Genomic DNA, 20664 nt, shown 5'->3' with positions numbered 1-20664 from the left:
CCGGGTCGGTGTGCCGCCGTGGTGCCGGTCCGAGCTGTGGCGCGGGTCGGGCGGTGGGCTGACCTGACCGGTGTGAGCTGGGGGAATGTGGGCGTGCACGAAGTTGTCGTACCCCGGGGCTAAAGTTGCCGGGGCGTTCCTTCCGCGCCCGTGAAACTGCTCAACTCACTCCGCAAACCGCTCAGATCACCTTCGTAGCGGACAGATCCGCCTCACATTCTTCTTTCGGGAGCACCCGCACCGTGGCCGACCGTCTGATCATCCGTGGCGCGCGCGAGCACAACCTGCGTGACGTCAGTCTCGACCTGCCCCGGGACGCGCTGATCGTCTTCACCGGGCTGTCCGGCTCCGGCAAGTCGAGCCTGGCCTTCGATACCATCTTCGCCGAGGGGCAGCGCCGCTACGTCGAGTCGTTGTCGTCGTACGCGCGGCAGTTCCTCGGCCAGATGGACAAGCCCGACGTCGACTTCATCGAGGGGCTGAGCCCGGCCGTCTCCATCGACCAGAAGTCCACCTCGCGCAACCCGCGCTCCACCGTCGGCACCATCACCGAGGTCTACGACTACCTGCGGCTGCTCTTCGCCCGCATCGGTGAGCCGCACTGCCCGGTCTGCGGCGAGCGGATCTCCCGGCAGAGCCCCCAGCAGATCGTCGACCGGGTGTTGACGATGGCCGAGGGGACCAGGTTCATGGTGCTCGCCCCGGTGGTCCGGGGCCGCAAGGGCGAGTACGTCGACCTCTTCGCCGAACTCCAGGCCAAGGGTTACGCCCGGGCCCGGGTCGACGGGGTGGTGCACCCGCTGACCGAGCCGCCCAAGCTCAAGAAGCAGGAGAAGCACACCATCGAGGTGGTGATCGACCGGCTCAGCGTCAAGGCGGGCGCCAAGCAGCGGCTGACCGACTCGGTGGAGGCCGCGCTCGGCCTCTCCGACGGCCTGGTGCTGCTCGACTTCGTCGACCTGGCCGAGGACGACCCGGCCCGGGAACGTCGCTACTCCGAGCACCTGGCCTGCCCCAACGACCACCCGTTGGCGATCGAGGACCTGGAACCCCGGGTCTTCTCGTTCAACGCGCCCTACGGGGCCTGCCCGGAGTGCACCGGCCTGGGCACCAAGAAGGAGGTCGACCCGGAGCTGGTCGTCCCCGACCCGGAGCGCACCCTGCGCGAGGGCGCGCTGCAACCCTGGGCGACCGGGCACAACCTGGAATACTTCCTGCGCCTGCTGGAGGCGCTCGGCGAGAGCCAGCACTTCGACGTCGACACCCCGTGGCGGGCGCTGCCGGCGCGGGCGCAAAAGATCATCCTGCACGGCTCCGACGACCAGGTGCACGTCCGCTACCGCAACAAGTTCGGTCGGGAGCGGTCCTACTACACCGGCTTCGAGGGCGTGGTGCAGTGGATCGAGCGGCGGCACACCGACACCGAGAGCGAGTGGTCGCGGGACAAGTACGAGGGTTACATGCGCGACGTGCCCTGCGCGGCCTGCGGCGGCACCCGGCTCAAGCCCGAGGTGCTGGCGGTCACCATCGCCGGCAAGAGCATCGCCGAGGTGTGCAACCTGTCGGTGGGTGAGGCCGCCGAGCTGCTCGCCGGCATCGCACTGACCGACCGGCAGAAGATGATCGCCGAGCGGGTGCTCAAGGAGATCAACGCCCGGCTGCGGTTCCTGCTCGACGTCGGCCTGGACTACCTCTCGCTGGACCGGGCGGCCGGCACCCTGTCCGGTGGCGAGGCGCAGCGCATCCGGCTCGCCACCCAGATCGGGTCCGGCCTGGTCGGCGTGCTCTACGTGCTCGACGAGCCGTCGATCGGACTGCACCAGCGGGACAACCACCGGCTGATCGAGACCCTGCTGCGGCTGCGTGGCCTGGGCAACACGCTGATCGTGGTCGAGCACGACGAGGACACCATCCGGGTGGCCGACTGGATCGTCGACATCGGGCCCGGCGCGGGGGAGCACGGCGGCCGGATCGTGCACAGCGGCTCGGTGCCGGAGCTGCTGGACAATCCCGAGTCGGTGACCGGGGCGTACCTGTCGGGCCGGCGGGAGATCCCGACACCGCAGCAGCGTCGACCGCAGACGCCGGAGCGGGAGCTGGTGGTGCACGGGGCGCGCGAGCACAACCTGCGCAACCTGACCGTGCCGTTCCCGCTGGGGCAGCTCATCGCGGTCACCGGGGTCTCCGGCTCGGGCAAGTCGACGCTGGTCAACGACATTCTCTATGCGGTGCTGGCCAACCAGATCAACGGCGCGCGGCTGGTGCCGGGCCGGCACACCCGGGTCTCCGGGCTGGAGCACGTCGACAAGGTGGTCGGCGTCGACCAGTCGCCGATCGGCCGTACCCCGCGCTCCAACCCGGCGACCTACACCGGGGTCTGGGACCACGTCCGCAAGCTGTTCGCCGAGACCACCGAGGCCAAGGTCCGGGGGTACGGCCCCGGCCGGTTCTCGTTCAACGTCAAGGGTGGCCGCTGCGAGGCGTGCTCCGGCGACGGCACCATCAAGATCGAGATGAACTTCCTGCCGGACGTCTACGTCCCGTGCGAGGTGTGCAAGGGTGCCCGCTACAACCGGGAGACCCTGGAGGTGCACTACAAGGGCAAGACCGTCTCCGACGTGCTGGAGATGCCGATCGAGGAGGCGGCCGAGTTCTTCTCCGCCATCCCCGCCATCCACCGGCACCTGCGCACGCTCAACGACGTGGGTCTGGGTTACGTCCGGCTGGGTCAGCCCGCGCCGACGCTGTCCGGCGGTGAGGCGCAGCGGGTCAAGCTGGCCTCCGAGTTGCAGAAGCGCTCCACCGGTCGCACGGTCTACGTGCTCGACGAGCCCACCACCGGCCTGCACTTCGAGGACATCCGCAAGCTGCTGATGGTGCTGGAGGGCCTGGTCGACAAGGGCAACACGGTGATCACCATCGAGCACAACCTCGACGTGATCAAGACGGCCGACTGGCTGATCGACATGGGCCCCGAGGGCGGTCACCGGGGCGGCACGGTGCTCGCCACCGGCACCCCGGAGGAGGTCGCCGAGGTCGCCGAGAGCCACACCGGCCAGTTCCTGCGCTCGGTGCTCAAGCTCGACGGGGAGGCCCGGGGGGCGAAGGCGGCGGTGACCCGGGCGTCCCGGGCCAACGGCGCGACGCCGAAGGCGCGTACCCGCAAGGTGCCCGCCGTAGCCCGCTGACCCGGCGGGTCGCCACCCGGCCCGCCCACGACGCCCGGCCGGCCTGCCCGCGCCGGGCGTCGCCGTCGGCGCGGGCGCCCGCCGGCGGGGGCAGCGTGATCCGTGGCCGGAGCGGGACGTCGCATGCGTTGCACCGACCGGCGGCATGCCGTTGGGCGCGGTCGATGGCGCGTCGGCCCGCTCCGCAGGGTGTTCCCCGGCGGCCGGGGTGAACCGTCGGGCACAGTGGTGCGTGTGCTCCAGTGAGGCCGCGATGGTCGACGACCTGCGGCGGCAGTCGAGAGAAAGGCCGGAGATGAACGACGATCAGGTGCTGACCGGGCCCGGTACGCAGACCCGACGCGCCCTGCTGGCCGGGGCCGGTGCGGTGGGGGCCTCGGTTCTCCTGACCGCCTGCGGCGACGACTCCGGTGACGAACCGGCCACCCCGGCCACCGGTGGGCCGGCCGCGACCTCCGGCGGGTCCGGTGCCGCCGCGATCGCCAAGACCGCCGACATCCCGGTCGGCGGCGGCCAGGTCTACGCCGCGCAGGGCGTGGTGATCACCCAGCCGACGGAGGGGCAGTTCAAGGGGTTCGACCCGATCTGCACCCACCAGGGCTGCCCGGTGTCGAACGTCGACGGCGGGACGATCAACTGCACCTGCCACAACAGCAAGTTCGCCATCACCGACGGCGCGGTCAAGGAGGGGCCGGCGACCAAACCGCTGACCGCCAAGGAACTCAAGATCGACGGCGACCAGATCTCGCTGGCCTGACCGCACCGGCCGGCCCGGAGGACGTCCTCCGGGCCGGCCGGTCGGGTTCACTGCGGGTAGACCGCCATCTCCCAGATCGAGTAGCCGTACGTGGTGGCCCGGGTCACCCCGTGCATCCGGACGTAGCGGGCGCTCGTCGTGGGGAAGGCCGCCACGTCGGTGCCGCCGTCACCGGCCGTGGTCGACCAGGCCGTACGCCAGGTCGACCCGTCGTTGGACACCTCGATCCGGTACGACCGGGCGTATGCCGACTCCCAGGCCAGCGTCACCCGACCCACCTGGCGGGCCGACCCGAGGTCCACGGTCAGCCACTGGTCGTCGGCCCAGCTGCTCGCCCAGCGGGTGCCGAGGTCGGAGTCGACGGCCTTGGCCGCCCCGAAGAACAGCTCACTGCCGGACGCGCTGACCGGCCGGCCGGCGGCCAGGTTGGTCAGGTCGTCGCCCCGGCGGGACGGGAACGACACCACCTGCTGGAAGGTGGGCCGGTTCTGCCAGGCGATGGTGGCGTGCTTGATCCCGCCCAGCGGCGACTGGATGATCGCGTCCGCGCACCACTGGTCACCGGCGGCGCAGCTCGCATCGCCGGGATAGGTCTGGGCGGCCGGGGTGGCCGCCGCCGTGCGTAGCGTGTCCAGCAGCACCTGCCGGCAGCCGTCCAGGTTCCCGGCCCCGCAGTAGCCCCGACCCAGCCCGCCGCGCACCGGGTCGCCGAGCACCGCGCGCAGGTCCTTGTCGACGTAGCCCCACCAGCCGTACTGGAAGGACGAGCCCTTGTGCGACTGGGCCTCGTTGGCCGAGGTCGGCAGGTTGGACTTGTCGCCCTGCTGGTACCCGGAGGGGGACTCGTTGATCTGGATCGCGTTGATCAACGACTGGTAGAGGTCCGGGCCGAGCTGGTCGCGGAACATCCCCCGGACCAGCAGCGGCCACCAGGCGTCGAAGGTGCGGATCGCGTCGGCGTGCCGGTAGACCTTCGACCCCTTCGCGGTCTCCACCCGCAGCGCGCCGTCCTGCCGCCACGCCTTGAGCCGGCTGATCTCGGTGGCCAGCGCGGCGTCGGCGACGGGCTGGCTCTCCAGCACCCGGATCAGCTCGTCGAGCACCTCGGCCCCGCGCAGGTCGGTCACGCCGGCCTGCTCGACCAGTGCGGTCAGCGAGCCCCGGTCGAACTTCCGGCCGGCCGCAAGGCCCGCCTTGAGCGGGCGGTCCAGCAGGTCGGCCCGGTGCACCGCGCCGAAGCTGTAGTTGCCGTCCGCGCCGCCGAAGTCCTTGGCCTGCTTGTTGTTCCAGCTGACGTAGTAGTCCTGGTTGACCGACCGGGGATGGGCGGCCAGCGGGGCGTAGGTGGCGGTGTTCGTCGCCGGGTCGAAGCCCTGCCACTCGTAGGCCGGCTCGGCCTTCATCGGCAGGTTCGGGTTGGACCCGGCGGCCCGCACCGGGTTCAGCCCGGAGTTGAAGTACGCCGACTCGGTGGAGTTGACGTAGAACCAGTTGAACGCGTACTCGACGTTGTTGGCCGAGGCGACGAAGGCGTCCGCCGAGCCCATCTGGGCCGGGTCGTTGAACATCTGGAAGCCGATCGCCGAGTCGGCCTCGTGCCGGTAGGTGGAGCGTAGCTGGGTGAACGCGTGCGGTTTGCCGCCCACCGTGCCCCGCCAGGACACCAGGCCGAGCTTCGTCCGCCAGGCCACCAGCTTGTACGACCCCTTGGCGGTGCCGTCGGCGAGGGTCGGCGTCCACTTGTTGACGTGCGCGAGCTGCTCCATCGCCACGCACTGCCCCCGGTAGAGGTAGTGGTCGGCGGCGAGGGTGGGGGCGCTGCCGTCGGTGGTGCACAGCGGCACCGCGTAGCTGTCGGTGATGTCGTGGATCGACGAGGTGGCGCTCCACGCGTAGTCCTGCCCCCGGCCGAGCAGCACGTAGAGGTTGAGACCGGCGAACGCCGCGCCCCGGGCACTGATCCCCGGGCCCTGCAACTCCTGCACCATCAGCAGTTGCGGGGAGAAGTAGCCGGTCTGCGGGCCGAAGACCGCGACCGGGTGTCCGGTGGCCGAGTTCGCGGCCGAGACCACCGCCGCGTTGGACATGCCCCGGTGCGCCGGGCTGATGGTCAGCCCGGACAGGGCGGCGGCCAGCTCACCGGACGCGCTGGTGCCGGTGGTACGGGCCGGGGCGGCGGTGCTGCCGGCGGAGCCGGTCGGGTCGGTGAAGATCGGCTCGACCCGGGCCGAGCCGGCGTCGGGCAGTGCCACGCTCGCCGCGTCCGGGGAGGCGTCGCCGTACGGGAAGCTCTGCCCGTCGTGCAGGGTCAGCACGGTCTCCGGGTCGTTCTGGTTGCGGAACGCCGTCCACACCCGGTCGCCCTCGGTGGCGCCGTACTTGGCGCGGGCGGCGATGCGGACCAGCGCGGACTGCATCTCGGTGCCGCCCCCGCCGCCGAAGAGGCCGCCCACCACGCCGGCGATGGCGATCAGGTCGGTGAGCTGGAACGGCTCCGGGCCACCGGCGTTGGTGACCGCGTCCAGGTGGCCGGTGAGCACGTACTCGCCGGGGCAGTTGCGGGCGCCCATGCAGACGCCGATGTAGGCGTTGATGCCGGCGATGTACTCCTGCACGTCGGCGTAGAGCTGCTGGCCGCGCGGACCCTTCGTACGCAGCGCCTCGACCTGCGCCTGGAGGTCCGCCTCGGTGTACGGCGAGTTGCGCCAGACGCTCTGCTCCAGGGCCCGGTTGCCGGGGGCGCCCCCGGCGAACGAGGTGAGGGTGCCCCGGCCGACGTGCCGCAGCAGGTCCATGGTGAACAGTCGGTCCTCGGCCCCGGCGTAGCCCGCGCCGTACATGGTGCCGCCCCGGGTGGTGCCGGTGACGTGCGGGACGCCGGTGGCCTTGTCCCGCAGGATGCGCACGTCGGAGCGGGGCGAGTAGTCGCGTTCGACCTGCCCCTGCGGCACTCCGAAGGAGGCGTCGTTGAAGAACGAGCCGATCTGTTCCTCGCGCAGCCCGGCGTAGCCGTAGACCAGGTCGGCGTAGCGGTCGAGCTGGTCGGCGGAGTGCCGGGGCAGGGTGCCGAGGGTCTGGTTGCCCAGCACCTCGACGAGGGTGGCGTTGCCGTTCTGGCCGGGTGGCAGGATGTCGCCGCACTCGCCGAGGCAGTAGTCCTCGGGGCTGAACGCGGCACGTGGCGCGGCGGCCTCGGCCGGGGCGGCGGGGGTCGCGGTGAGCAGGGCGGCGACGCTGATGCCGGCGGTCAGTCCGGCGAGCAGGCGGCGGACGGTGGGGGGACGGGGCATGGTGATCCTCCGATGAGGATGGGGATCTTTACGTGAATAACATTCGGTTACCGGATGGTAATCTCCGCTCGTCGATATCGGAAGACGTCCATCGAGCGGCTGCCGGATCTTTCCCCGGGAGTATCGAGCCGGTCGGCGCGCGTGGATAGCTTTCGATCCGGCACCCGGGCTGACGCCCGCCTCTCGCCCACCCCCGACCGGTGTCCCCCGCCGGTCCCGCCACTCCAGATTGGACCGTCGATGAAGGTCGTCCGTCTGCTCGCGGCCGCGACGCTGCTCGCGGCCGTGCTCACCCCGCCCGCGCCGGCCGCCGCGTCCCCGGGCACCGCCACCGCCGCCGCGCCCACCTCGGGGGCGTTCTCCGTGCTCACCTACAACGTCGCCGGCCTGCCGGACATCATCTCCAGCGGCGACCCGGCGACGAACACCCGGCCGATCGGCGAACGGCTCGGTGGGTACGACATCGTGCACGTCCAGGAGGACTTCAACTACCACGCCGACCTGTACGCCACCGACCAGCACCCGTACCGGACGCCGACCAGCGGGGGAGTGCCGTTCGGCAGCGGCCTCAACACGCTGTCGAACTACCCGTACAGCGACTTCGCCCGGGTGAAGTGGAACTCCTGCAACGGCACCGACTGCCTCACCCCGAAGGGCTTCACCGCCAGCCGCATCCGGCTCGCCGAGGGCGTCTACGTCGACTTCTACAACGCCCACCCCAACGCCGGCACCACCGACGCCGACCTGGCCGCCCGCCGGTCCAACCTCAGCCAGCTCTCCGCCTACGTCGCCGCCAACTCGGCCGGCAACGCGGTGGTGCTGATGGGTGACCTGAACGTCCGCTACACCCGTACCGGTGACAACATCCGCGACCTGGTCGCGGCCAACGGCCTCACCGACGTCTGGGTGCAGCAGGAACGGGGCGGCCAGCCGCCGGCCGCCGGTGACCCGGCGCTGGTCTGCGACGAGGCCAACGTGACCGACTCCTGCGAGGTGGTCGACAAGATCCTCTACCGGGGCAACAAGCTGGTCAACCTCACCCTGAACCGCTACCACAACGAGCACGCCCGGTTCCTCACCCCGACCGGCGGGCCGCTGTCCGACCACTACCCGCACGCCGCCTGGTTCGACTGGACCCTCGCCCCGACGCTGCGGGCCAGCGACACCTGGGGCGGCCCGCACGGCACCCCGTTCACCGACGCCGACCGGGTCGGCCCGGCGGTCACCCGGGTCACCCTGCGCGGCGGCTCCCGGCTCGACGCCGTCGGCGTAGACCTCGCCGACGGCGGCCAGCTGCGCCACGGCGGCACCGGCGGGACCGAGACCGGCCTCACCCTCGCCCCCGGCGAGCGGATCACCCAGGTCACCCTGACCCAGGGGCAGAAGGACGGCCGGACCAGGATCTTCTCGGCCCGGCTCAGCACCGACCAGGGCCGCGTCCTGGCCGCCGGTACGCCCACCTCGGCGGCGGTCACCTTCACCGCGCCCCCGGGCGGTCGGCTGGCCGGCTTCTTCGGCCGCAGCGGCACCGAGGTCGACCAGCTCGGCGTGATCTGGAGTGTCGGGGGCAACGGATAGTCTCGGTGCCGTGGCTGATCCCTCGACCTACCGCCCCGCGACCGGCACGATCCCCGAATCCCCAGGGGTCTACCGGTTCCGCGACGGCACCGGCCGGGTGATCTACGTCGGCAAGGCCAAGAGTCTGCGCAGCAGGCTCAACTCCTACTTCGCCGACCCGTGGGGGCTGCACGAGCGCACCCGGCAGATGGTCACCACCGCCGAGTCGGTCGACTGGGTCACCGTGGGCACCGAGGTCGAGGCGCTCCAGCTCGAATACACCTGGATCAAGCAGTACGACCCCCGGTTCAACGTCCGGTACCGCGACGACAAGTCGTACCCGTACCTGGCGGTCACCCTCGACGAGGAATACCCGCGGTTGCAGGTCATGCGGGGCGCGAAGCGTAAGGGCGTGCGGTACTTCGGGCCGTACTCGCACGCCTGGGCGATCCGCGAGACGCTCGACCTGCTGCTGCGGGTCTTCCCCGCCCGCACCTGCTCCGCCGGGGTGTTCAAGCGGGCCGGGCAGGTGGGCCGGCCCTGCCTGCTCGGCTACATCGGCAAGTGCTCCGCGCCCTGCGTGGGCACCGTCTCCGCCGACGCGCACCGGGCCATCGTCGACAACTTCTGCGAGTTCATGGCCGGCCGCACCGACAGCATGGTTCGTCGCCTCGAACGCGAGATGACCGAGGCCAGCGAGCAGTTGGAGTTCGAGCGGGCGGCCCGGCTCCGCGACGACGTGGCCGCCCTGCGCCGGGCCATGGAGAAGCAGACCGTGGTGCTCGGCGACGGCACCGACGCCGACGTGGTCGCCTTCGCCGACGACCCCCTCGAAGCGTCCGTGCAGGTCTTCCACGTCCGCGACGGCCGGGTGCGCGGCCAACGCGGCTGGGTGGTGGAAAAGACCGAGGAGTTGACCACCGGCGACCTGGTGCACCACTTCTGCACCCAGGTCTACGGCGGCGAGCAGGGCGAGGCGGACGTCCCCCGGGAGTTGCTCGTCCCCGAACTGCCCGGTGACGCCGACGCGCTCGCCGACTGGCTCAGCGCCCGCCGGGGCAGCCGGGTGTCGCTGCGGGTGCCCCAGCGCGGCGACAAGAAGACCCTGCTGGAGACGGTGGGCCGCAACGCCAAGGACGCGCTGGCCCGGCACAAGCTCAAGCGGGCCGGCGACCTGACCACCCGGGGCAAGGCGCTCGACGAGATCAGCGAGGCGCTCGGCATGCGTACCTCGCCGCTGCGCATCGAGTGCTTCGACGTCTCGCAGATCCAGGGCACCGACGTGGTGGCCAGCATGGTCGTCTTCGAGGACGGGCTGCCCCGCAAGAGCGAATACCGCCGGTTCATCGTCCGGGGCGCCACCGACGACCTGTCGGCGATGTCCGAGGTGCTGCGTCGCCGCTTCGCCCGCTACCTCGACGCCCGCGCCGAGACCGGTGAGCTGGGCGAGGAGACCGCGTCCGACCCCGACCGCCCCGGCATCGACCCGACCACCGGCCGGCCGCGCAAGTTCGCGTACCCGCCGCAGCTGGTGGTGGTCGACGGCGGTGCCCCGCAGGTGGCGGCGGCCGCCCAGGCGCTGGCCGAGCTGGGCATCGACGACGTGGCACTGTGCGGGCTGGCCAAACGGCTGGAGGAGGTCTGGCTGCCCGACGACGACTACCCGGTCATCCTGCCGCGCACCTCCGAAGGGCTCTACCTGCTGCAACGCGCCCGGGACGAGGCGCACCGGTTCGCCATCACCTTCCACCGGCAGCGGCGCTCCAAGCGGATGACCGAATCGGCCCTGGACACCGTCCCCGGGCTGGGTGAGGTCCGCCGCAAGGCGTTGCTGCACCACTTCGGCTCGCTCAAACGGCTCTCCGCCGCCACCGTGGAGGAGATCGTCGAGGTGCCCGGGGTGGGCCGCCGCACCGCCGAGGCGATCCTCGCCGCCCTCGACGACGACCCGAAGACCACCGCCCCCACCCCGGCCGACTGACGGCGGTCAGGACTGGTCGGCGAGGACGGTGAGGATGGACTCGCCGTACTTGGCGAGCTTGTTCTCGCCGACGCCGCTGATCCTCGACAGCTCGGCCAGCGAGGTGGGGGAGTCGGTGGCGATCTGCCGCAGCGTCGCGTCGTGGAAGATCACGTACGCGGGCACGCCCTGTTCCTTCGCGGTGGCTCCCCGCCAGGCGCGCAGCCGCTCGAACAGCGACCCGGCCGCCGGGGACAGCTCGGCGACCACGGTAGCCGCGCCGCGCGGCTTGGCCGAGCGGGTCGAGGCCACCTTCTCCGGCTCCCGGCGCATGGTGACCGTGCGGCGGCGGGCCAGCACGTCCGCGCTGGCCTCGGTGAGCGCCAGCGTGCCGTAGTCGCCCTCGACCGCCAACAGCCCCTCGGCGAGCAGTTGCCGGACCACCCCGCGCCACTCCGCCTCGCGCAGCTCGGTGCCGATGCCGAAGGTGCTCAGCGCGTCGTGGCTGTACTGGCTGATCTTGTCGTTCTGCTTGCCGAGCAGGATGTCGATGCAGTGCCCGGCACCGAAGCGCTGGTTGCGTTCCCGGTCGAGCCGGTAGACGGTGGACAGCAGCTTCTGCGCGGCCACCGTGCCGTCCCAGGTCTCCGGCGGGGTCAGGCAGGTGTCGCAGTTGCCGCAGTCGGCCGTGCCGGGCTGGCCGAAGTATTCGAGCAGCTGTACCCGGCGACAGCGGACCGTCTCGCAGAGCGCCAGCATGGCGTCCAGGTGGGTGGCGAGGTTACGCCGGTGCGCCAGGTCGCCGTCCGACGTCTCGATCATCTTGCGCTGCTGCACCACGTCCTGGAGGCCGTAGGCGAGCCAGGCGGTCGACGGCAACCCGTCCCGGCCGGCCCGCCCGGTCTCCTGGTAGTAGCCCTCGACCGACTTCGGCAGGTCGAGGTGGGCCACGAAGCGGACGTCCGGTTTGTCGATGCCCATCCCGAACGCGATCGTGGCGACCATGACCAGGCCGTCCTCGCGCAGGAAACGCTGTTGGTTGGCGGCGCGGGTGCCCGAGTCCAGGCCGGCGTGGTAGGGCAGCGCGGCGACCCCGTTGGCGACCAGGAACTCGGCCGTCTTGTCCACCGACGCCCGGGACAGGCAGTAGACGATGCCGGCGTCACCCGGATGCTCGTCGCGCAGCAGGGCCAGCAACTGCTTGCGCGGCTCTTTCTTGGGCACGATCCGGTACTGGATGTTGGGCCGGTCGAAGCTCGCCACGAAGTGTTTCGCCTCGGTGAGCTGGAGCCGGGTGGCGATCTCGGCCCGGGTGGCGCTGGTGGCGGTCGCGGTCAACGCGATCCGGGGCACCGCCGGCCACCGCTCGTGCAGCATCGACAGGGCCAGGTAGTCGGGGCGGAAGTCGTGCCCCCACTGGGACACGCAGTGCGCCTCGTCGATGGCGAACAGGCCGATCCGACCCCGGTCGAGCAGCTGCTGCACGCTCCGGGTGCCCAGCGCCTCGGGGGCGAGGTAGAGCAGGTCCAGCTCACCGGCGACGAACGCCTGCTCGACCGTGCGCCGGGCCGCGTAGTCCTGCGTCGAGTTGAGGAAACCGGCGCGGACGCCGACCGCCGTCAGCGCGTCGACCTGGTCCTGCATGAGGGCGATCAGCGGGGAGACGACCACTGCGACGCCGTCGCGGACCAGGGCCGGGACCTGGTAGCACAGCGACTTGCCGCCACCGGTGGGCATCAGCACCAGGGCGTCCCCACCGGCCACCACGTGGTCGATGACCTCCTGCTGGAAGCCCCGGAAGGCGTCGTAGCCGAAGACCCGGCGGAGCACGTCGAGGGCGTCGGAGGCGCGCAACTCGGTGGGGGAGACCATCCGGGGAGTCTACGAGCCGGCCCCGACACCGCCGTCCACGACGCCCCCGGACCCGCCCCGACCCGCACCGCTTCCGGCGGCACTCCTCGTCCCCGTCGGTGCCCTCGCCGGAGCCGGTGGGGGTCCGGCCGGCGGGACGGGCACCCTTCTCAGCCGGGGCAGCGCGAGCGGCTCGAACTGTGCCGGGGTGGCCGGGTCGTCCGATGGGTTGGCGGTGCGGGACTCCAACGCCCCGGGCGGGCCGGTGCCCCACTTCGGCCGGGACACCTGGTCGTCGTTCTCCGGTGGCCTGCGGTACCGCCTGCGCGGTCGATCCCGCAGGGGGTTCCCGACCTGCTGTCGAGGGCCCCGCCTCCGTGCGGTTGGATGGCCGGATGGCGGTACGCATCGATATCGACGCACTCCGGGACGCGGCCGGGGCCGAGGTCTGCGCAGCGGCGGACAGGCTGACGGCCTCCGGCCAACCGACGGAGGTCCTCCCGGTCGGCGGCGGAGCATCCGGGGTGGTCCACGAGGTGGGTCGGCCGCCGTACGAGGTCTGGGTGGGGGTCACGGCGGACGGCTTCACCGCCGAGTGCGACTGCACCGCCGAGACCGACTGCACCGCCGAGACCGACCTGTGTGCGCACGCGGTGGCCCTCACCGCCGCCGCCCTGGCCGAGGGCTTCGCGTGGTCGTCGACGGCCACCCCGCAGTCGGACCCGGCGGTCGACCCCCGGGTCGCGGAGCTGACCGTACTCGCGCGTGGGCTGCCCGCGCGCCGGCTGGCGGCGCTGGTCGCCGAGTGGGCGGCCACGGACCCGGTGTGGGAGGGCGCGCTACGGGCGCAGGCCGGCCAGCCCGCGCCCCGCACCGCCGTCGAACTGGACGGCGACTAGGACGATCGTGCCGCCACCGTCGCGGTGCGGAGGTGGTGACACTTCTTCCGTCGAGCGGTATGCCTGTCCGGCATAAATATGACGGACAGGCATACCGCTCCGCGCCAGGCAATGCTCCGGATGCCGGTCGAACGCCGCGCCGGCCCCGCCGGGCGACCTCGCCGGTCGAACGCCGCGCCGACCCCGCGCCGGTCGGACGCTGGGCGGACCCCGCGCCGGTCGACCGCCCGGCTGACCCCGCCGGGCCGCGAGCGCACCGCGCCACGGTCGCGCTCCGTACTGCTGGGGGCGACCCGCTGCACGGCCCTGCGGCACCCGCTGCTGGCCGCCCCCGCCGGACACCCCGCACCGGGTCCCCCCGTCACTGGCCGCACCGCACCGGGCGACCGGCCACCGGGCGACCCGCCGTCGGGCGTGCCGGGATCGACGCCGCCCACCGGGATAGAGTCGTCGACTGACCCTGCGCGGTACGGGACCCATCGGGGCTCGCCGCCACGGAACCGGGAGTGGTGGAATGGGCGAGGCGCGGACAACCGGCGGGCACGTCGAGGGCGGCACGGCGGAGTCGGACACCACGCTGGTGGTGGTCACCGGCCTGTCCGGCGGTGGCCGCAGCACGGTGGCGCGCGCCCTGGAGAACGTCGGCTACTACGTGGTGGACAACCTGCCGCAGGCGCTGATGCTGGACATGGCCGAGCTGGCGATGAAGGCCGGCGGGGCGGCCCGGCGTACCGCGATGGTGCTGGACGTGCGGTCGCGGGCGTTCTCCACCGACCTGGCCGGGGCGATCCGGGAGCTGAAGGAGCGTGGCTTCTCGCCCCGGGTGGTCTTCGTCGACGCCGACGACGAGGTGCTGATCCGGCGGTTCGAGAGCGTGCGCCGGTCGCACCCGTTGCAGGGTGAGGGGCGGTTGGCCGACGGGATCGCCGTCGAGCGGGCCCTGCTGGAGGAGGCCCGGGACCAGGCCGATGTGATCATCGACACCAGCCACCTCAACGTCAACCAGCTCCGCCGTCGGGTCGAGGAGTTGTTCGGCGGGGAGGACGCCCGGCGGTTGCGGCTCACCGTGCTCTCGTTCGGCTTCAAGTACGGCCTGCCGCCGGACGCCGATTTCGTGCTCGACGCCCGGTTCCTGCCGAATCCGTACTGGGTGCCGGAGCTGCGGGAGCACACCGGTCGGGAGGCGGCGGTCAGCGCGTACGTGCTCGGTCAGGAGGGCGCGGACGCCTTCGTCGCCTCGTACGCCGAGCTGGTCAACGCCACCACCGCCGGTTTCGAGCGGGAGGGCAAGCGTTACCTGACGGTGGCCGTGGGCTGCACCGGCGGCAAGCACCGCAGCGTGGCGATCGCCGAGGAGCTGGCCGAGCGGCTGCGACAGTCGGGGCTGGCCGCCAATGCGCAGCACCGGGACCTGGGGCGGGAGTGACGGTGCGGTCGGTGGTCGCCTTCGGCGGGGGGCACGGACTGTCCGCCTCGCTGCGGGCGCTGCGGCACTGCGCCGGGGAGTTGGACCTGGACATCACCGCCGTGGTCACGGTCGGCGACGACGGCGGTTCCAGTGGCCGGCTCCGGGCCGAACGCGGCGGCCTGCCCCCGGGCGACCTGCGGCAGGCCCTGGTCGCGTTGGCCGGGGACCATCCGGCCACCCGGCGTAGCGCCGGGCTGTTCCAGCACCGGTTCGCCGGGGAGACCCGGGACGGGCTGGCCGGTCACGCGGTGGGCAACCTGGTGCTCTGCGGCCTGATGGAGCAGCTCGGCGACCCGGTCGCCGCGCTGGCGCACGCCGGCGCGATGCTCGGCGCGGTCGGCCGGGTGCTGCCGATGTCCGCCCAGCCGGTGGACATCGAGGCCCGGGTGCGTGGCCTCGACCCGGCCCACCCCGACGAGGTACGCACGGTGCGCGGCCAGCACCAGGTGGCGGTGACCACCGGCACGGTGCAGGCGCTGCGGATCACCCCGGACGCCCCGGTGGCCTGCGCGGAGGCGGTGGCCGCGATCGGCGACGCCGACTGGTTGATCTTCGGACCGGGCAGCTGGTACACCAGCGTGCTGCCGCACCTGCTGGTGCCGGGGCTGGCCGAGGCGATCGTGGCCAGCCCGGCCCGGCGGCTGGTCACCCTCAACCTGGCCGCCGAGAAGGAGACCCTGGGTCTCTCGGTGGCCGACCACCTGGCCGCCCTGCGTTGGTACCTTCCGCAGCTCACCGTCGACTACGTGGTGGCCGACTCCAAGGCGGTGGGTGACCCCGAACCGGTCGGGCGTGCGGCAGAATCGCTTGGTGCCCGGTTGGTCCTCGCCCCGGTCGCCGTCGACGACGGCACGCCCCGTCACGATCCGGCCGCCCTGGCCGCCGCACTGGTGCCTGTCCTGGGCGTCGATCGTTAAGCACGTACGTAATCACCGGCGACACGCCGGTACCGGTCCGTGAGGGGGCGCACAATGGCGATGACGGCTGCGGTCAAGGACGAGCTGAGCCGGGTCGACGTGCCCAAGCCCTGCTGCCGGCGGGCGGAGATGGCGGCGCTGCTGCGCTTCGCCGGTGGGCTGCACATCGTCTCCGGTCGGGTGGTGGTGGAGGCGGAGCTGGACACCGGGGCGGTGGCCCGCCGGCTGCGCCGGGAGATCGCCGAGGTCTACGGCTATCCCAGCGAGATCCACGTGCTCGCCTCCGGTGGGCTGCGTAAGGGCAGCCACTTCATCGTCCGGGTGGTCAAGGACGGCGAGGCGCTGGCCCGGCAGACCGGCCTGCTCGACGTCCGGGGCCGGCCCGTACGCGGCCTGCCGCCGCACGTGGTGGCGGCGAACGTCTGCTGCGCGGTGGCGGCCTGGCGGGGCGCGTTCATGGCGCACGGCTCGTTGACCGAGCCGGGCCGCTCCAGTGCGTTGGAGATCACCTGTCCGGGGCCGGAGTCCGCGTTGGCCCTGGTGGGGGCGGCCCGCCGGATCGGCATCACCGCCAAGAACCGGGAGGTGCGCGGGGTGGACCGGGTGGTGGTCAAGGACGGTGACGCGATCGCCGCGCTACTCACCCGGGTCGGCGCGCACTCCAGCGTGTTGGCCTGGGAGGAGCGTCGGGTACGCCGGGAGGTGCGGGCCACGGCCAACCGGTTGGCGAACTTCGACGACGCCAACCTGCGCCGCTCGGCGCGGGCGGCGGTGGCCGCCGCGGCCCGGGTCACCCGGGCACTGGAGATCCTCGCCGACGACGCGCCGAACCATCTCACCTCGGCCGGTCAGCTGCGGCTGGAGCACCGGCAGGCGTCGCTGGAGGAGTTGGGCGCGCTGGCCGACCCGCCGTTGACCAAGGACGCGATCGCCGGGCGGATCCGCCGGCTGCTGGCGTTGGCCGACAAGCGGGCCCGTGACCTGGGCATCCCGGATACCGAAGCGGCAGTCACGCCGGACATGCTCGTGGTCTGATAGGACGGTGGGCCGCCATCCCGCGGGCGCGTGCGAGGCACGGGCCGGTGGGCGTGACGTGCCCCGGGTCGGGTGGGTGGGGCGTGCCGTGCCGTCGACCCGACGGGGTCACCACCCGCCGCAGCACGGCGGGGCACGCTCGGATAGGGTCGTCAGGTACGGCAAGGGGGCCGGCACAGGCACTCCTCGCCGTGCACGCCGCCTCAGGCGGTCAGGTCCTCCCAGACCGTGGCGGGGTGGCCGAGACGAATCGTCAACGGCCGGCTCACCGGCCGGCGCACACACCTCCGCCGGCCCGTTCTGACGTCGGCGGACCAGAACGCGAGGAGATGGGACCTGTGACCATCCGGGTTGGCATCAACGGCTTCGGCCGCATCGGCCGTAACTTCTTCCGGGCCGTGCTGGCGTCCGGCGCCGACATCGAGGTCGTCGCCGTGAACGACCTGACCGACAACGCGACGCTCGCCCACCTGCTCAAGTACGACAGCATCCTCGGTCGTCTGCCGCACGAGGTCAAGGCCACCGCCGACGAGATCACCGTCGGTGGCAAGACCATCAAGGCGTTCGCCGAGAAGGACCCGTCGAAGCTGGCGTGGGGCGACGCCGGGGCGGACGTCGTCATCGAGTCCACCGGTTTCTTCACCGACGGCACCAAGGCCAAGGCGCACATCGACGGTGGGGCCAAGAAGGTCATCATCTCCGCCCCGGCGAAGAACGAGGACGTCACGGTCGTCATGGGCGTGAACCACGACCAGTACGACCCGGCCAAGCACACCATCATCTCGAACGCGTCGTGCACCACGAACTGCCTGGCCCCGATGGCGAAGGTCCTCCAGGACACCTTCGGCATCGAGAAGGGCCTGATGACCACGATCCACGCGTACACCCAGGACCAGAACCTCCAGGACGCGCCGCACAAGGACCTGCGTCGTGCCCGCGCCGCCGCGCTGAACATCGTCCCCACCTCGACCGGTGCCGCCAAGGCGATCGGGCTGGTGCTGCCGGTGCTCAAGGGCAAGCTGGACGGTTACGCGCTGCGGGTGCCGATCCCGACCGGCTCGGCCACCGACCTGACCGTCGAGGTCGGCCGGGAGACCACCGTGGACGAGGTCAACGCCGCGATCAAGGCCGCCGCGGACGGCCCGCTCAAGGGCATCCTGGTCTACAACGAGGACCCGATCGTCTCGTCCGACATCGTCACCGATCCGGCGTCGTGCATCTTCGACGCGCCGCTGACCAAGGTCATCGGCAACCAGGTCAAGGTCGTCGGCTGGTACGACAACGAGTGGGGCTACTCCAACCGGCTCGTCGACCTGGTCAAGCTGGTGGGTTCCTCGCTGTGAGTGCGAGGAGTGAGCTTGCGAGCCCCGCAGTCACGAACGGAGAGTTAGCTCTGTGAGCATCCGCAACCTCGACGACCTGCTCGCCGAGGGGGTGTCAGGTCGGCGCGTGCTGGTGCGCGCCGACCTGAACGTCCCACTCGACAAGCAGACCGGGGAGATCACCGACGACGGCCGGATCCGGGCCGTCCTGCCCACCCTGGGCGCGCTCGTGCAGGCCGGGGCGAAGGTCGTGGTCTGCTCGCACCTGGGTCGCCCGAAGGGTGCCCCGGACCCGCAGTACAGCCTCCGCCCGGTCGCCGGGCGGCTCGGTGAGCTGCTCGACGCGCCTGTGCACTTCGCCACCGACACCGTCGGCGAGTCCGCCCGCACCACCGTGGACGCGCTGGCCGACGGCCAGGTGGCCCTGCTGGAGAACCTCCGTTTCAACAAGGGGGAGACCAGCAAGGACGACACCGAGCGGGGGGCCTTCGCCGACCAGCTCGCCGCGTTCGGCGAGGCGTACGTGGACGACGCGTTCGGCGCGGTGCACCGCAAGCACGCCAGCGTCCACGACGTACCGGCCCGGTTGCCGCACGTCGCGGGTCGGCTGGTGCTGCGTGAGGTGGAGGTGCTGTCCCGGCTGGCCGGCGAGCCGGAGCGCCCGTACGTGGTGGTGCTCGGCGGTTCCAAGGTCTCCGACAAGCTGGCCGTGATCGAGGCGCTGCTGCCGAAGGTCGACCGGCTGCTCATCGGCGGGGGGATGTGCTTCACCTTCCTCAAGGCCCAGGGCCACGAGGTGGGCACCTCGCTGCTGGAGCAGGAGATGGTCGAGACCTGCGGCAACCTCCTGGCCCGCGCCGAGGGCAAGATCCTGCTCCCGGTCGACGTGGTGGCGGCCGACGCCTTCGCCCCGGACGCCGCGCACGACACGGTGCCCGCCGACGGCATCCCCAGCCACCGGCTCGGTCTGGACATCGGCCCGGAGACGGTGGCCGGTTTCACCGCCGCCCTGTCGCAGGCGAAGACGGTCTTCTGGAACGGCCCGATGGGCGTGTTCGAGATGCCGGCGTTCGCCAACGGCACCCGGGGTGTCGCCGAGGCGATCACCAAGACCGACGCGTTCACCGTGGTCGGTGGCGGTGACTCCGCTGCGGCAGTGCGCTCGCTTGGGCTGGACGAGTCCGGTTTCAATCACATCTCCACGGGTGGCGGCGCTTCCTTGGAATACCTGGAGGGCAAGACCCTCCCCGGCATCGCGGCCCTGGAGAACTGATGGCGAGCGTCACCCGCCGGCCGCTGATGGCCGGCAACTGGAAGATGAACCTCAACCACCTCGAGGCCAACCTGCTGGTGCAGAAGCTGGCCGCGAGCCTCACCGAGCAGCAGCTCACCGCCGTCGAGACGGTGGTCCTGCCGCCCTTCACCGACCTGCGCACCGTGCAGACCGCGGTGGACGGCGACAAGCTGCTCATCGGCTACGGCGGGCAGGACCTCTCGCCGTACCAGTCCGGCGCGTACACCGGGGACATCTCCGGGGCGATGCTGGCCAAGCTGGGCTGCACCTACGTGGCGGTCGGGCACTCGGAGCGGCGGCAGTACCACTACGAGGACGACGCGATCGTCAACGCCAAGGTGGCCGCCGCGCTGGCCAACGGGCTCACCCCGATCCTCTGCATCGGTGAGGGCCTGGAGATCCGCGAGCAGCTGCGGCACGTGCCGCACTGCTGCGACCAGCTCGACGGCGCCCTGAAGGGGCTCACCGCCGAGCAGGTCACCAAGGTCGTGGTGGCCTACGAGCCGGTCTGGGCGATCGGCACCGGCAAGACGGCCACCCCCGAGGACGCCCAGGAGGTCTGCGGGGAGGTCCGCAAGCGGCTGGTCGAGACCTACGACCAGGGCACCGCGGACCAGGTCCGGATCCTCTACGGCGGCTCGGTGAAGTCGTCCAACGTCGCGTCGATCATGTCCCAGCCGGACGTGGACGGGGCGCTCGTGGGCGGGGCCAGCCTGGACGCCGAGGAGTTCGCGAAGATCTGCCGCTTCCCGGAGCACACGGGTCGCTGATCGCTCGCTATTCTTGACTCCGCCCGTCCACCGGTCGGTGCCGCCGTGCCCGATCTGTCCGGGCGAGGATCGTAACGAGAGGACTGACCCCAGCCATGCCGATCTGGTTCGCATACACGTTGATCGTGTTGCTGGTCATCACGAGCGTTCTGCTCACCATGCTCATTCTGCTGCACCGGGGTAAGGGCGGCGGGCTGTCGAGCATGTTCGGCGGCGGGGTCAGCTCCAGCCTGGCCGGCTCGTCGGTGGCCGAGAAGAACCTGGACCGCTACACCGTCCTGGTGAGCATCGTCTGGTTCGCCTGCATCATCGGGCTCGGCCTCTGGCTCCGGCTCCAGCTCAACAGCGGGTCCTGA

At 71.8% G+C, this 20664-nt stretch carries 14 protein-coding genes and 1 pseudogene; 13 read left to right on the top strand and 2 right to left on the bottom strand.

Annotated elements, in window-relative coordinates; translation table 11 throughout:
- Positions 1 to 242: 242 nt before the first annotated feature.
- Together uvrA and AB0B63_RS02110 are read left to right on the top strand one after the other, a co-directional pair.
- Positions 243 to 3188, top strand: a complete 2946-nt coding sequence (gene uvrA, locus AB0B63_RS02115; RefSeq protein ID WP_357013850.1) for an excinuclease ABC subunit UvrA — start codon at positions 243 to 245, stop codon at positions 3186 to 3188.
- A 295-nt stretch (positions 3189 to 3483) separates the two neighbouring features.
- Entirely contained in the window at positions 3484 to 3945 is a 462-nt protein-coding gene (locus AB0B63_RS02110; RefSeq protein WP_208569210.1) for a Rieske (2Fe-2S) protein, read from the top strand.
- Between the two features lie 47 nt (positions 3946 to 3992).
- Here the strand turns inward: AB0B63_RS02110 and AB0B63_RS02105 are convergent, their stop codons facing one another.
- Complete coding sequence (locus tag AB0B63_RS02105) at positions 3993 to 7235, bottom strand: penicillin acylase family protein (RefSeq protein ID WP_357013846.1); 3243 nt, start codon at positions 7233 to 7235, stop codon at positions 3993 to 3995.
- Between the two features lie 240 nt (positions 7236 to 7475).
- Between AB0B63_RS02105 and AB0B63_RS02100 the strand changes: the two genes are divergently transcribed.
- Both AB0B63_RS02100 and uvrC read left to right on the top strand, forming a co-directional pair.
- Entirely contained in the window at positions 7476 to 8813 is a 1338-nt protein-coding gene (locus AB0B63_RS02100; protein ID WP_357013843.1) for an endonuclease/exonuclease/phosphatase family protein, read from the top strand.
- Positions 8814 to 8823: 10 nt separating this feature from the next.
- The gene (gene uvrC / locus AB0B63_RS02095) at positions 8824 to 10773 is read left to right on the top strand and encodes an excinuclease ABC subunit UvrC (protein ID WP_219463737.1); all 1950 of its coding nucleotides are present in this window, start codon (positions 8824 to 8826) and stop codon (positions 10771 to 10773) included.
- A 6-nt stretch (positions 10774 to 10779) separates the two neighbouring features.
- Here uvrC and recQ read toward each other — a convergent pair whose 3' ends face one another.
- Entirely contained in the window at positions 10780 to 12624 is a 1845-nt protein-coding gene (recQ, locus tag AB0B63_RS02090) for a DNA helicase RecQ (protein WP_357013839.1), read from the bottom strand.
- On the opposite strand from recQ, the pseudogene AB0B63_RS02085 reads away from it, so the two are divergent.
- From AB0B63_RS02085 to secG, 9 genes and pseudogenes are all read left to right on the top strand, one after another.
- A pseudogene (locus AB0B63_RS02085) lies at positions 12611 to 12907 on the top strand (DUF397 domain-containing protein); the annotation flags it as partial. The gene recQ and the pseudogene AB0B63_RS02085 overlap by 14 nt on opposite strands.
- A 91-nt stretch (positions 12908 to 12998) precedes the next feature.
- Positions 12999 to 13502, top strand: coding sequence for a hypothetical protein (locus AB0B63_RS02080; RefSeq protein ID WP_208569205.1), 504 nt, complete (start codon positions 12999 to 13001; stop codon positions 13500 to 13502).
- A 514-nt stretch (positions 13503 to 14016) separates the two neighbouring features.
- Positions 14017 to 14928, top strand: a complete 912-nt coding sequence (gene rapZ / locus AB0B63_RS02075; protein WP_208569204.1) for an RNase adapter RapZ — start codon at positions 14017 to 14019, stop codon at positions 14926 to 14928.
- A complete protein-coding gene (gene yvcK, locus AB0B63_RS02070; RefSeq protein ID WP_208569203.1) occupies positions 14925 to 15887 on the top strand; it encodes a uridine diphosphate-N-acetylglucosamine-binding protein YvcK in 963 nt (320 codons plus the stop codon). Before rapZ ends, yvcK begins: the two co-directional genes overlap by 4 nt.
- A 54-nt stretch (positions 15888 to 15941) precedes the next feature.
- Positions 15942 to 16922: a DNA-binding protein WhiA gene (gene whiA / locus AB0B63_RS02065; RefSeq protein WP_091237335.1), complete on the top strand. Its 981-nt coding sequence runs from the start codon at positions 15942 to 15944 to the stop codon at positions 16920 to 16922.
- A gap of 338 nt (positions 16923 to 17260) precedes the next feature.
- Positions 17261 to 18265: a type I glyceraldehyde-3-phosphate dehydrogenase gene (gene gap, locus AB0B63_RS02060; protein WP_208569202.1), complete on the top strand. Its 1005-nt coding sequence runs from the start codon at positions 17261 to 17263 to the stop codon at positions 18263 to 18265.
- A gap of 52 nt (positions 18266 to 18317) precedes the next feature.
- On the top strand, positions 18318 to 19517 hold the full coding sequence (locus AB0B63_RS02055; RefSeq protein ID WP_357013834.1) for a phosphoglycerate kinase: 1200 nt from the start codon (positions 18318 to 18320) through the stop codon (positions 19515 to 19517).
- Complete coding sequence (gene tpiA / locus AB0B63_RS02050) at positions 19517 to 20308, top strand: triose-phosphate isomerase (protein ID WP_208569200.1); 792 nt, start codon at positions 19517 to 19519, stop codon at positions 20306 to 20308. The genes AB0B63_RS02055 and tpiA overlap by 1 nt, the downstream gene beginning before the upstream one ends.
- Positions 20309 to 20403: 95 nt before the next feature.
- A complete protein-coding gene (gene secG, locus AB0B63_RS02045) occupies positions 20404 to 20664 on the top strand; it encodes a preprotein translocase subunit SecG (RefSeq protein ID WP_204959149.1) in 261 nt (86 codons plus the stop codon).

The sequence above is a fragment of the Micromonospora sp. NPDC049081 genome (genome assembly GCF_040648835.1).
In the GTDB taxonomy this organism is placed as follows: domain Bacteria; phylum Actinomycetota; class Actinomycetes; order Mycobacteriales; family Micromonosporaceae; genus Micromonospora; species Micromonospora antibiotica.
Note: the sequence above shows the minus strand (reverse complement) of the source record. Positions and strands in the feature narration are given on the sequence as shown.

Coding starts and splice junctions, on each gene's coding strand:
- AB0B63_RS02080 (WP_208569205.1), top strand. CDS start 12,999: ATGGCGGTACGCATCGATATCGACGCACTCCGGGACGCGGCCGGGGCC.
- secG (WP_204959149.1), top strand. CDS start 20,404: ATGCCGATCTGGTTCGCATACACGTTGATCGTGTTGCTGGTCATCACG.
- tpiA (WP_208569200.1), top strand. CDS start 19,517: ATGGCGAGCGTCACCCGCCGGCCGCTGATGGCCGGCAACTGGAAGATG.
- AB0B63_RS02100 (WP_357013843.1), top strand. CDS start 7,476: ATGAAGGTCGTCCGTCTGCTCGCGGCCGCGACGCTGCTCGCGGCCGTG.
- whiA (WP_091237335.1), top strand. CDS start 15,942: ATGGCGATGACGGCTGCGGTCAAGGACGAGCTGAGCCGGGTCGACGTG.
- recQ (WP_357013839.1), bottom strand. CDS start 12,624: ATGGTCTCCCCCACCGAGTTGCGCGCCTCCGACGCCCTCGACGTGCTC.
- AB0B63_RS02110 (WP_208569210.1), top strand. CDS start 3,484: ATGAACGACGATCAGGTGCTGACCGGGCCCGGTACGCAGACCCGACGC.
- AB0B63_RS02105 (WP_357013846.1), bottom strand. CDS start 7,235: ATGCCCCGTCCCCCCACCGTCCGCCGCCTGCTCGCCGGACTGACCGCC.
- rapZ (WP_208569204.1), top strand. CDS start 14,017: ATGGGCGAGGCGCGGACAACCGGCGGGCACGTCGAGGGCGGCACGGCG.